This is a genomic window from Alicyclobacillus acidiphilus NBRC 100859, from assembly GCF_001544355.1.
Taxonomy (GTDB): Bacteria; Bacillota; Bacilli; order Alicyclobacillales; family Alicyclobacillaceae; genus Alicyclobacillus; species Alicyclobacillus acidiphilus.
This window is the reverse complement of sequence record NZ_BCQI01000082.1, coordinates 1-12,283: the sequence shown is the minus strand read 5'-3', so window position 1 is coordinate 12,283 and position 12,283 is coordinate 1. Positions and strand designations below refer to the sequence as shown.

At 55.9% G+C, this 12,283-nt stretch carries 11 protein-coding genes; 7 read left to right on the top strand and 4 right to left on the bottom strand.

Annotated features, from left to right (window positions below; translation table 11 throughout):
• The first annotated feature begins 238 nt into the window (after positions 1-238).
• The 4 genes from AAC01S_RS16820 to AAC01S_RS16805 all read left to right on the top strand — a co-directional run bounded on the left by AAC01S_RS16820 (position 239) and on the right by AAC01S_RS16805 (position 6,088).
• Positions 239-1,684, top strand: a complete 1,446-nt coding sequence (locus AAC01S_RS16820; RefSeq protein ID WP_157071254.1) for a hypothetical protein — start codon at positions 239-241, stop codon at positions 1,682-1,684.
• A gap of 202 nt (positions 1,685-1,886) precedes the next feature.
• Positions 1,887-3,278 (top strand): Ig-like domain-containing protein, encoded by a 1,392-nt coding sequence (locus tag AAC01S_RS16815; protein WP_067625180.1) that lies wholly within the window; start codon positions 1,887-1,889, stop codon positions 3,276-3,278.
• Between the two features lie 132 nt (positions 3,279-3,410).
• The gene (locus tag AAC01S_RS16810; protein ID WP_067625177.1) at positions 3,411-4,715 is read left to right on the top strand and encodes an MFS transporter; all 1,305 of its coding nucleotides are present in this window, start codon (positions 3,411-3,413) and stop codon (positions 4,713-4,715) included.
• 188 nt (positions 4,716-4,903) lie between these two features.
• Entirely contained in the window at positions 4,904-6,088 is a 1,185-nt protein-coding gene (locus AAC01S_RS16805) for a hypothetical protein (RefSeq protein WP_067625174.1), read from the top strand.
• 3 nt (positions 6,089-6,091) lie between these two features.
• On the opposite strand, the gene AAC01S_RS16800 is transcribed toward AAC01S_RS16805, so the two are convergent.
• On the bottom strand, positions 6,092-7,312 hold the full coding sequence (locus AAC01S_RS16800) for an MFS transporter (protein ID WP_067625188.1): 1,221 nt from the start codon (positions 7,310-7,312) through the stop codon (positions 6,092-6,094).
• 150 nt (positions 7,313-7,462) lie between these two features.
• On the opposite strand from AAC01S_RS16800, the gene AAC01S_RS16795 reads away from it, so the two are divergent.
• Complete coding sequence (locus AAC01S_RS16795) at positions 7,463-8,305, top strand: SPFH domain-containing protein (protein WP_157071253.1); 843 nt, start codon at positions 7,463-7,465, stop codon at positions 8,303-8,305.
• Between the two features lie 59 nt (positions 8,306-8,364).
• A complete protein-coding gene (locus AAC01S_RS16790; protein ID WP_067625168.1) occupies positions 8,365-8,880 on the top strand; it encodes a hypothetical protein in 516 nt (171 codons plus the stop codon).
• A gap of 6 nt (positions 8,881-8,886) precedes the next feature.
• Here AAC01S_RS16790 and AAC01S_RS16785 read toward each other — a convergent pair whose 3' ends face one another.
• The gene (locus AAC01S_RS16785) at positions 8,887-11,025 is read right to left on the bottom strand and encodes an RNA degradosome polyphosphate kinase (RefSeq protein WP_067625166.1); all 2,139 of its coding nucleotides are present in this window, start codon (positions 11,023-11,025) and stop codon (positions 8,887-8,889) included.
• Positions 11,026-11,264: 239 nt separating this feature from the next.
• Between AAC01S_RS16785 and AAC01S_RS16780 the strand changes: the two genes are divergently transcribed.
• Positions 11,265-11,669, top strand: a complete 405-nt coding sequence (locus AAC01S_RS16780) for a VanZ family protein (RefSeq protein ID WP_157071252.1) — start codon at positions 11,265-11,267, stop codon at positions 11,667-11,669.
• 83 nt (positions 11,670-11,752) lie between these two features.
• Here AAC01S_RS16780 and AAC01S_RS16775 read toward each other — a convergent pair whose 3' ends face one another.
• Entirely contained in the window at positions 11,753-11,935 is a 183-nt protein-coding gene (locus AAC01S_RS16775) for a hypothetical protein (RefSeq protein WP_067625160.1), read from the bottom strand.
• Between the two features lie 14 nt (positions 11,936-11,949).
• Positions 11,950-12,283 (bottom strand): HD-GYP domain-containing protein (locus AAC01S_RS16770; RefSeq protein ID WP_157071251.1); only part of this gene is annotated, 334 nt, incomplete at its 5' end.

Sequence of the window (12,283 nt, the reverse complement as noted above, 5' to 3'; positions counted from 1 at the left end):
ATTTGCTCATTCACTTCGCCCCCGCCCCCGCCCCCGCGTCCGCCCCCGCCCCCGCGTCCGCCCCCGCCCCCGCGTCCGCCCCCGCGTTCGCCCGCGTCCCCGCGATCGACATTCTTCGCCGCGCGGCAGGGAATTGTCCATCTTCCCCTAATATATGAACGTTAGGGAACCCGGATAGCAGAGTGTCCAAATCCCGGATCAGGTTCCGTTTTGGAACGCGCGGGGGAGTCGCAAAGGGATGAAAAGAGCACATGGTATGGCCTCGGCCCTCGTTGGAGGCGTGGCGAGCATCTCGTTCTTATTTGGCGCAGCGATGCAGGTTGCGGCGGATACGTCCAGCGCGGGCGGCAGCGATGTACTAGGAACGCCGGCAGCGGAGCAATCCTCCGTCTCAGTGAGCGACGCCTACCCTACCGTCGGGGAGACGGTCAAGTACAAGGTCCTGGGTCTCGCGCCGAATGCGACGTATCAGTTGCTGTGGGAAACGTTCAAAGGTACGTGGAACACGGACGGCAATACGTTTGTCGGTGAATCGTATTCGACTGGTGTTACGACAATCGCGCGGGTCACATCCGACGCGAGCGGCGCGGTCAACGCATCGTTCGTCGTACCGAAGGGGTATGGGGATATTCACCAAGTTGGGCTGCTGGACGGGAATGGGCAAGTTGTTGCGCAGGGAAGCGTGACGGTGAAACCGTCGGTGTCCATCGAGAAGAAAGTCGAGCCGGAAGGCGGATTCTTTACTGTGCACGTCGACGGGATCGGCTATGGAGCCTATTCGAGCGCGTACGAGGCTCTGTACGACAACAAACTGATGGGCAACATCACAGCCGTGACCACAGACGGTTCGGCGACATTCCAAGTGCGGGCGGAGGGGGTGGGGGCGCATCAAATCGAGATCGTGCCATGTTCGATTGGATCGCCATACCTCAATGAACAGCAGTCGCCGTACTCGTGGAAACCGACGTTCGACATTCCGGTCACCGTGACGACGGGCACACCGACCGACGTGTTTGACAGTATCCCTGCGCCGTCGCCGTCCGTTGGCGATCACCTCGTTGCGACGCCGGGGCACGGAACTGTCGGGAGCACGTTTACCTTGACGGGATCGTCGCTGCCAGCCAATCAACAGGTGACCATCGAGTGGTCGAACACGGTCGGCAACCATGTCACGTCGGCTGGCTTTCACGGGGCAGAAACCGTGTTGGCGGAGGCGGCCACGGATTCGAAGGGCGATCTCTCCGCCAAGATCACAGTGCCGGTCAATGTCGGTGGGCCAGCGCACACGATTGAAGTGGTCGATTCGCAGGGCAACGTGATCGGGACGACCGACTATCAGATTTATCCGAGTTTCGTATCGGCGCCGAAGACGGTGAAAGAAGGGCAAATTCTGACGGTTCACCTGCAAGGCGGGGGGCCCGACACGTATGACAACTGTTACAGCGTGCTGTACGACAACGGATCCATCGGGTACGCGTGCGGTTTCAACTCCAACGGCGACATGCAGATTCAAATTCGCGCGACAGGGGCGCCTGGCGTGCACTACGTCGATTTGTACCCAACCATTCAACAGGGCAACCAGAAGGTTCCCAACCTCTATGTGCTGCCGTTGCTGACGTATCAGGCGGATCACCCTGGTGAGCGGGAACCTGCGTTTCACATCGTCTTCACGATCCAAAAGTAACGCTGTCGCATGCGTCGGTATTCGCATGCATTGGTATGCGATGATTCGCAAAAAAGATCAAGTTCGCTATGTTTTCGCTCTATGAAATCTGCTATATTTTTATTATTCCAATCAGTTGGAATAGATAACGCTATCTATACACAATTTTACAAATTGAACGGCGCTATCTACACGATGAGAGATTTGAAAGGGGAAGTCATTTGTGAAGCGGACTCTCGCAGGTCTTGCGGCAGCGTCCATCGTCATCGGCACAGGCATTCCGGCTGCCATGGCTGACGTGACATTGCCGTCGTGGTTCGAATCCACTATTTCCGTTGGAGGAACGACCTTCAGCCAACCAGAAACATTCTCAGATGGCTCTGAAACATACTTGCCGGTGTTTTACATCGACAACGCTTTGAAGCAAATCGGATATACAGCAACCTGGAACGGTGCGACGCACACGTGGGATCTCAACGTCTCCTCATCAGATCTCGCAAAACTGACCTCGGCCAACTTGACCGCGTCCAGCAGCGGCAACACGAGCGTCGCCGTCAATGGTACGGTCGTCGCGAAGATCAATACAGAAGTCCAAGCTGATCCAGCCACCAACGGCAACACCACGTATGCTCCGGTGTCGTTCCTGGCGCCTATCCTGACTGCGCTTGGCGCTGGCAGTTGGGACACGAATACACACACGCTCGATGTGAACACCCCCAACACCATCACGGCAGTTGACTCCTACAATGGAAGCATCGTCGTCACATTTGCGAATCCGTTCAAGGTTGCGCCAGGCGGTAGCGAAGTGACCGTGACGGCCAGCGACGGATCGACCGTGAGCGTGTCGAAGTCGACGTTGAGTGCCGACGGTACGACCGTGACATTCACCATTCCGGAAGTCACACCGCCGAATCCGGTACCGGATTATAGTGTGTCGTATATGGGAGGCGCGGCGGTTCAGGGCTATGATCCGGTTGTCGCTGTCAACGACGGCACGGTTGACCAAACCTCGGGCAGCCTCGCTGTAGGCCAAACATTGACCGTATCTGGCGTCAACGATCAATGCACGCCGATGCCGAGCCTCACATTTACCTCGGACAATACGGCAGTCGCCACAGTGGATTCGGACGGCACGGTGACCGCTGTTGCGCCTGGCGTGGCGCATATCCAGGCTACGGACGCGAAGGGCTTCACCGCCAATGTTCCGTTCACGGTCTACGTTCAAGGAGCAGACGATCCGACGATTCAATCGGTGGCTTTGTCTTCCGGCGCATTGATCGTCACGTTCGATCAAGCGTTCACGACTGCGCCGTCAGCTGACGAGTTTATCGTCAATGAGACAGACGGCACCACCACCACACCGGTGCAAGTGTCGAGCGTCTCCTTGAGCTCGGATGGCAAGACCGTCACGTTGACCTTGCCGGCACCGAGCAGTTCGTCTTCGAGCTCTTCGTCTTCGAGTTCTTCCAGCTCGAGCTCTGATTCGTCGACCACCACTACGCCGACGTACAGCGTTTCGTACCTGGATCACACCGCAGTGTCGACATCTGGTGCAGCATCCAGCACATCGACCGACGCGTCGAACTCGTCATCCAGCTCGTCTTCGTCCAATTAAATAAAGACTTCTCTCGCAAGGGGCAAGGTGTAGTTCATCCCGGGCAAGAGTGGTACGATAAACGACGGTGCACGCGGTGCACTGTCGTTTATTTTTTGAGAAAGAGGATGACGGAATGGCGAGGCATCGAGAATGAACGTGCGCAATGTTCGACTCCCGTCAACAATCCAGTGGCGTTGGGTGGTGCTCGCGGCCATCAGCGTATCGTATCTGGTGGTGTTCACGCAGCGAACAGGCCCAGGTGTGATTGGAGATCAACTGCAGGCTGAATTTCATGTGTCCGCAGGGGTTCTCGGCACGATTACCAGTATTCAGTACCTCTTATATATGCTTTTGCAAATTCCGATAGGTGTCTATGGAGACAAGTCCGGTCCGGAACGCATGCTTGTCATCGGCGTGCTGTTGGACGGAGTCGGCACGCTCGTGTTCACGTCTGCGGACACGTTCCTTTGGCTGCTTGTTGGGCGCGCGATCGTCGGCATCGGCGACTCTCTCATTTGGGTGAATATCGTGCTGATTTTGGCGAAGTGGTTCGCAAAAGGACGCTTTGCTGCCGTGCTGGCCGTGGCCAATACGGCTGGCAGTCTCGGTTCGTTGGTGACCAGTGTACCGCTTGCGGCCTGGATCGCCGTGGCCGGGTGGCATATGCCGTTTCGCATCATCGGGTTGCTGCTGGTCGCCCTCGCGATCGTCGATTTCTTCGTGCTCATTGTCGCAAAGCGCGGCCGAGGGAACGCTCAGGAGGATTTGGCCCAAATCACCATTCAACGGCTCCCAATCCGGGCGATGTTGGCGAAAGTTGTGCGGGATCGACTGTCCTGGTCGACGTTCTGTTGCCATTTCGGCGCGATGGGGACATATCTGGCGATGGTCAGCCTGTGGGTCGTGCCCTATTTCATGAGTGTCTACGGCGTAGCGCGATCCGAGGCGGCATGGTTCAGCCTCGTCGCCTTCATGGGCGCGCTTGTGGCGGGGCCCATCATTGGGTGGGTGAGCGATCGACTGGGCGATCGCAGACGTCCCTATTTTGTGACGCAATCACTGGGGACCTTGGCCTGGTTGACGGTCGTGGTCTTTGCCGGAAAACCTCCCATTGGATTGGCCGGCGTCGTGATGTTTGTCGTTGGGTTCGGGTGTGGCAGCAGCCTGCTCACGTTCGCGTGTATCCGCGATCACGTCAAACCTGAGTTGGCTGGCGTTACATCGGGTTTCGCCAACTCGGGCGGCTTCTTGAGCGCCGTTCTGTTGCCGGTATTGTTCGGTGCGATGATCGATGCGAATGGAGCCCAAGGCCTCACGGTGACGAGGCAGGTGGTACAACATGCCTACAGCCTGGCCTTTCTCCTGCCGACGATTTTTTCCGTCGTCGGCGTGATTGGCAGTTTGACGCTGCCAAAGGGGAATGGCGCTGTGATCGCGGACGACGTAACGGCGTGACGCGTGACATTTCGACCAGTATATTCCGGTTATACAACCGATTTGTGACCATTCGCCCTCGTGAGAGAGGGCTTTGGCCATTTGTATCGAATGTAGACGAACGACGTCGAACCATCATTCGGCATGACATGGGCATGTCATGGTTGAACTGCACAGAATTGAATTCAGTTGAACGGTGAGGGATTGCGTTGCGAACACTCGAAGGAATGCAGGCACTGGATGCTGCGAAACGATACGGTATCACAGTGTACGATACATACTACGACAATGAAATCAGCGTGGAAGAAGCGGAGCAGTTCATCGAGAGTCGGCGTGATCCGGCTGCGTTTGTCCTGAAGGACTGGCCAGAGACCGAGGAAGAAGCCGAAGATATTGTCCTGATGCGGATTTATCGTGCACTCAGCGAGGAACACACGCACAGCGGAATGATTGAGGACGTCATGGAGGAGATCCCTGGGCCTGTGATGAACCTGGCGGCGGCTGAACTTGCGGCGCTTCGACTGGGGACCCGCAACATTTTGGAGGTGCAGGATCGCGAGGACGGCGTCTTCTATCACGTGCCTCGGACGACGCATCTGACGCGCGAGTTTGTGTCGAAGCTGTCCGAGTACGTCTGTGACGAATGCGCCCATTTGCGCCTGGATGGCGCCTACCACGAGCCGTGTCTGCACTCGCTCATCGACGCCATTCGCCGTGGACAGTTCGCGTTCGAGGACATTGTGGAGGAGCGAGACGCCGACGGTGATCGCGGCATTGCGCGTCTCCTGCCGGGCCTGGGAAGGCTTGGACAGCGCGTCTCTGAGGCGAAGTCTCGCTTGCAGAACTTCGTCAAGAGCTCGAAGTCGGCAGGCGCCAATGCGAAGGGCGCGACGCGTCCTAGACCGACAGAACCGGATCCGGACTGGCCTGACTTGGTCGAACCTGATCCGAAACCACTGGACGTCGCGAACGCGGAGCGGGATTACAGCGAGGATCGGCGTTCTCAGGTCTCGATACCTGTCGACGAGCCGACCATCGCTCATCCGGCCTCATCTTCCATGTCTTCCACTTCCATGTCTTCCACGCCACCCGTTCGTCCAACGAGCGACGCATCGTCCCGTGTACGGATGACGAAACGCGATCTTCTGGCGTACTTGGAGAGCATCGAGATCGTCGATGAGAGCGGAGATCTCCTCGCACAGCTCGAGGCCTACGAAAAGGAGTATGAAGCCCTGGAAGCGAGGTTTGCGGAAGAGCGGCGGGCTCGCTCCGAAACGGAGCGGGATCGAGACTACTGGAAAGAGCAGTACGAGGATTTGAAGACGGATATGGACAAATTGGTCGAGGCGTTGCAGATTGCGCAACGCCGTACCGAGCGCGAGCGAAATACCTGATGATCACGTGTGCGCCGAATCGGCGTCCGTATGAACCGTGTCCGGCATCAGCGACGGGTGGCGTCGCACGGATACGGTACCGGCTGTCACTGCGGCGAGCAGTGCGCCGGTGACCCAGAAGACGCCGTGAATCGATGTCGTGTCGCCCACAAAACCGCCAACCATCGGACCAAGCGTGTTTCCGATTTGGTTGGCGGTTTGATTGAGGCCAAACGCGCGTCCGCGAAACGTGGATGCGGTGGAGCGGACAATCAGTCCGTTGATGGCCGGATAGACAGCACAGAAGAACGCCCCGTACACGAAGCGAATCCCCGCGAAAGCCCAAACGTTGTGAAACGGAATTTGCATCAGCGTCCACACGGTCCCACCGACGAGTCCAAACAACAGAATGCGTGAGAAGCCAATTTTGTCCGCCCATTTTCCCCAGACAGGCGCAAACAGCACGCTGGCGATACCAGAGAGCGAAAAGACGACTCCGGCAATAAACGATGCGTTATGTGTCGAAGGATCCAGCTGAGTAATGTATAACGTCAGTACAGGTTCGATCGTCATAATGGAGAACGAGACCACCATGTTCAACACCAGCGCGGTCACGAGCGGTCGGTTGTGCAAGGCGGAGCCGACGGCGCTGAAGACCGACGGACGCTGCGCTGACGCTTTGAAATGTTCCTCTTTCACGAAGATGATCGCTAAAATCGTCGAAAACAGCACCAGTACGGCGGCGCTGGCGAACGCGTAGCGATTCGTCGACAGCCGTGCGATAGTCCCTCCGAGAATGGGCCCGATGATGCCGCCGCTGGAGCTCGCCGCAGAGATCATCGACAGCGAGTACCCCACCTTGTCCTCAGGCGTGTTGGTTCCAACCAATGCGATGGATCCTGGAATATAGCCCGACAACAGTCCCTGCAAAATCCGCAGTACAAGCAACTCGTACGGGTTCTGCACGAACGCCGTCAATCCGTATGTAACCATGAGCGCCAGGCCTGCGCGTACAATCATGGGTTTCTGCCCGAACCTGTCGCCGACAGAGCCCCAGTACGGAGCAGCGATGGCGCCGGCCAAGAAAGCTGCGCTGTAGAGCGCGCCAGACCAGATCTCTGTGTGGGAATGAACGCCGATTTGGAGGAGAAAGAGGGGGAGAAATGGAACAACCATCGAATAACTGGCGGATACGAGAAGGGAGCCTATCCATAACACTGCGAGATTTCGTTGCCACGTTTCCATGCTGATCACCACGTTTTTATCACAATCTTACTCCTAATTTGATTCGTTCGCTCAGGAAATATTTCTCGATCACGAAAAAAATCCATGATTCACCCAGAAGAAATTGGTATATGATGAATGTGAAAGAAACCGGTAGAGAGGATGAGTGGCGTGGCGGGAATTCGTCAGGTAATCAGTACGCTGACAAGTGACGGCAAGGAATTGATGGGCCCGGAAGTACTCGCGTATCATTATCCGGATAACAACATCCTGAACGGTTCATTGCTTACAGTAGAATCCAACCACTTCGCAGTTCTGAAATCGCGCGGCGCTATTTTGAACGTGTATGAAACAGGGCAATACGTGATTCAGACGCCGGATCGACCCATCATCGGCGCGTTCCAGCAAGCGTTTTTCGGCGGGAACAGCCCATGGCAGTACGAGGTCATTTACATCACGAGATCGAAGCTCATTCTCGAAGTGTCCGGCGTCGCGTATTCCCGTGAAATGGCGGAAATGGGCTACCACGTGAGTTGTTACGTGCACGTCGACACGACGGATGACGCGCTGAAGCTGGTCCAACACATGCCGATTGCAGGCCACTACGTCAGCATGAAGGAAGTCAACTGGTACGCCGGCCCCGTGATCGAGCAGTCTATCAACAAAATCGTCCAGCTTACCGAGCTCGAGCGAGTCAATGAAAAAATGCCCGAGATACTGGAGTTGGTCAAGGATCACCTGCAGGAGTTCTTGGCGGTCTACGGTCTGACACTCAACGACGTCAAAGCGCTCGTCTATCCAAAGGATGAGCGGATGAAAGAACTCATCTCGCTGCGGGCGTTTGGGTTGTCCGAACTCGACGCTGTCCGCTACTACACCGCGATGATCATGGCAAACAAAGGTATTGTATCGGCGCCGAATATGGCCATTGGCGAACCGTTCTTCGTCGGCAATCCGCAGGTCGCGGCCGGCCCCATCAGTCTCGCGGGCGGTACCGGACGTTCCGACACTTGATTTGCAAGTTCGATGGATATGTGCATCGATGGGTCATTCGAGACTGAGGAGAGAGACGCTTGAGCGATCTGATGAAGTACGGTATTGCCGTGGCGCCGAACAACGTGGTCAACACCTTGTTGACCGGCTGGATGAACGCGTGGTTTGTCAATGTCAAGGATCCCAAGTATCGCTTGCGGGATCGGATGGTTGGCCTTCACAATACGGTCGATTCGGCGTTGGGGGAATATACGGAGCAGCTCAAAGGCGAGTTGAGCAAATTGCGAAAATCGATTCCGCAGCCGACGCGCGAGAATCCATATCCGCCCCTGGACGGACTGGAAGCCGTCAAAGACTTGGAGCAGTACATCCGGCACGTGGAAGCGATCCGGACGAAAGTATTGTCCGCCTCTGTCCCGCCTGACGAATACGTATTTCACGGCTCGTCCCAGAATGAACGGCTGCTCTCCGATTTGTTGGCGGTGGACGGGGAACTCGTGTCTGCGATGCAGACGATGACGCCCGAGACCATCGACGTGATCGACGACATTCTCCGCCGGCGCGAACTGTTGCTCCGCAGCTTTGTCACCGATTGACGCCGCTTACGATCTCGGTGTGGTCCGCGGCGTCATCGCCTCCACGGTCGCCTTGGTCGTCTCGTCGACGAATCCGCGGGCGCTGTCGTAAAAGTAGATTTGTGACGCCAGTGGCGCCTCTCCAGCCGCCGGCGTCACTTTTTTATAGTTGCCGTTCGACAGCAGCACGTATCGATTCACGTTGTCCTTCAATTGAATATGCAGGATGTGCTTGAGCCGATCCTTCAGATTCTGCTGCAGGACCGGAAACAGGATCTCCACGCGGTTCACCATGTTACGCGTCATCCAGTCGGCGCTGGACAGAAAGACCCGCTCTTCGCCGCCATGCTGGAAATAGAAGATGCGGCTGTGCTCCAGAAAACGTCCAATGATGCTGGACACCCGAATGTTCTCACTGACCCCCGGCAGGCCTGGCCGCAAACAGCAGATGCCGCGGATGATCAAATCGATCTCGACGCCCGCGCACGACGCCTTGTACAGTGCGCAGATCAGATCCTTGTCCGTCAGCGAATTCATCTTCGCGATGATCCGTCCCGTCTGATTCTTCCGATGTTGCTCAATTTCGTCCTCAATCAACTGAATAAACCGATCCTTCAACCCGTGCGGCGCGGTGGAAATCTGCCGCCAGGCGGGCGTGATCGCGAATCCAGTCAGGTGGTTGAAGAAGAGCGACGCGTCTTCACCGAAGTCCTCACGGGCCGTGAACATGCCAATATCGGTGTACAACTTGGCTGTGGTGTCGTTGTAGTTGCCCGTGCTCATGTGTACGTAACGGCGGATGTCGTTGCTTTCCCGGCGCACCACAAGCGTGATCTTGCTGTGCGTCTTCAGCCCGACGAGTCCATAGATCACGTGGCAGCCAGCTTCTTCGAGCTTTTTGGCCCACACGATGTTATTTTCCTCGTCAAATCGCGCCTTCAGTTCCAAAAGAACGGTGACCTGTTTGCCGTTTTCGGCGGCGCGCGCCAAGGCGCTGACCACCGGTGAGTTGCCGCTGACGCGGTACAGCGTCTGTTTGATGGCGAGAACCCTCGGATCGTCGGCGGAGTGATTGACGAAGTGGACGACGGGATCGAACGATTCATACGGGTGGAAGACCAGGATGTCCTTTTTCGCGATCGCGTCGAACATGTTGTTTTCACCGAACAAGTCGCGAGGGGCTTGCGGCGGCATCGGATCAAACCGAAGATGGTTGCCGAACGGCAGGGACGCGAATCGCATGAAGAACGTGAGATCCAGCGGTCCCTGGATGGAATACACGTCTTCCACTTCGAGATCCAGCCAGTCGCGGAGCGTTTCCACCACGTGATTGCTCATGGTGTGCTCGACTTCCAACCGCACCGCATTGCCCCGGTCGCGTTTTTTCAGTTCCTTTTCGATTTCTTCCAGCAGGTCCTCGGCCCCTTCTTCATCCACGATAATGTCGGCGTTGCGCGTGATCCGGAAGCACGCGCATTCCAGTACGTGATTGCCTGGGAAAAGGGTTTCGATAAATTGCTGAATCACTGCCTCCAGGAAGACGAAACACTGCCGATGATTGCGCGACGAAGATTTGACCTCGAGATAGCGAGGAAGTACGGAGGGCACCTGAACGACCGCAAACAGCGGCGTGTGCAAGTGTATCTCCGGCGTCTCGTTCGGTTCGAGCAAAACGGCCACGTTGAGCGAGCCATTCGCCAACATGGGGAATGGGTGGCTTGCGTCGATAGCGAGCGGCGTCAATACTGGGAAGACGTGCTCATGGTAGTACGATTCAAGATACTGTCGCTGCGCAGCGGTCCATTGACGCGGCGAGAGAAATGCCACGCCTTCCCGTTTCAGCGATGGTAGAACGGATGTCGTAAGACTCCTGTATAATCGTCGAACATCGGCATGGACGCGCTTCGAGATCTCATGAAGCTGTTCCGCCGCCGACATCCGCGTCTTGTTGTCGGGCCGGCCGATTCCCAGTTTGACTTGATCTTTCAGACCAGCGACTCGAACCATGAAAAACTCATCCAGATTGGACGCGGAGATAGACATGAACTTGAGCCGCTCAAGCAGCGGATTCTCCGCATTCATCACCTCTGCGGTGACACGCTCGTTGAACGCGAGCCAGCTAAGTTCGCGGTTGATGTAATATGCCTTGTTATCAAATGACTGCATTCGCACGTCCATCCTTGTCGTCAAAATGAGCCGATGGTCTGCCTATATCTTCATTTTTCACACGATGATGCAAATCCTGCTGCCAATGTCGCCGGATTTCGTAAAGGTTGTGTTAATTTTAGGTTTGTGGATACTATGCGCGTTGACGGAGAAATTTGCCTTTCTCCTGAACAAACGCCGCGCTTTATTGTGGAGCCGCAAGCGACTGTGATACAGTGGGCGAGAAAGGTTGTGGATGTGTGACTTGGCGAAGAGGACTGACCGTATTGCTATGGAGCCTTGTGCTATTCTATGGCACTTGCACGGTCGATCCGTTTCATTTCTATCTAAGTTCGTTCCATTTTCATACGCACGCTCGATATCGCGATCTGCTGATGATGGACTTTCACTTTCGCTCCCCGAAGTACACGATCTCGAAGATTTGCCACTTCCTCGGGTTTTTCATATTCGATATTCTTCTGGTCCGCTGGCTTCACAGGCCATGGTTGACCTTGCTGATAGCCATCTGCTTTGGCGTCACGACAGAGATTTTTCAACTGTACTTCGGCCGCGATGGACGCTTGTACGATATGGTCATCGACAGCGGTGGTGCCGTTCTGTCATTTTGGCTGCAAAGGTTGGCTGGTAGAAGATATGCTAGGTGAAGATGGGGCGAGGTAGGGGGAAGGCAGGGGGCTAAACGAGGACATGAAAAAGGGGGCATATTGCCCCCTCCGAAATTATTGGATTATGAAATCGCTGTCGGTTTGTATACCGGATCACCAGTAGCTGCAGCTTGAAACGCAACTCCGGAGACAATACCAGTTGTCGGAGTTCCCGCGACCGTATCGGCACTGACGATGGCTGGAGCAAATGCCGCAGCAGACACTACCAAGGATCCCATGATAACGATTCGTTTGAGAGCTTTCATAGAAAACACTCCTCCTATTGATGGAAATCTTCCACAACCTGCAAAAAAGCGTCAACTACTTTGGGGTCGTACAGAGTTCCGGACATAGACGCGATCTCCTTGACCACGTCTTCCTTCGATTTTGCCTTTTGGTAGGGGCGGTCTGAAGTCATCGCGTCGTAGCTGTCAACGACAGCGACAATCGCGGCGGGCGTATAAATTTCTGAACCTTTCAGCCCATGTGGATATCCACTTCCGTCATATCGCTCGTGGTGCTGTTCAGCTACTGTACTGCCACGTTGCAGTGGCACGTGCGGTGAAGCTTTCAGCATGTCCCTACCAACGATGGTGTGCTGTTTAATTATATTA

What these genes read in the sequence shown, in the direction of transcription:
- AAC01S_RS16820 (WP_157071254.1), top strand. Translation starts at nt 239, where the DNA reads ATGAAAAGAGCACATGGTATGGCCTCGGCCCTCGTTGGAGGCGTGGCG.
- AAC01S_RS16785 (WP_067625166.1), bottom strand. Translation starts at nt 11,025, where the DNA reads ATGCAGTCATTTGATAACAAGGCATATTACATCAACCGCGAACTTAGC.
- AAC01S_RS16800 (WP_067625188.1), bottom strand. Translation starts at nt 7,312, where the DNA reads ATGGAAACGTGGCAACGAAATCTCGCAGTGTTATGGATAGGCTCCCTT.
- AAC01S_RS16810 (WP_067625177.1), top strand. Translation starts at nt 3,411, where the DNA reads ATGAACGTGCGCAATGTTCGACTCCCGTCAACAATCCAGTGGCGTTGG.
- AAC01S_RS16775 (WP_067625160.1), bottom strand. Translation starts at nt 11,935, where the DNA reads ATGAAAGCTCTCAAACGAATCGTTATCATGGGATCCTTGGTAGTGTCT.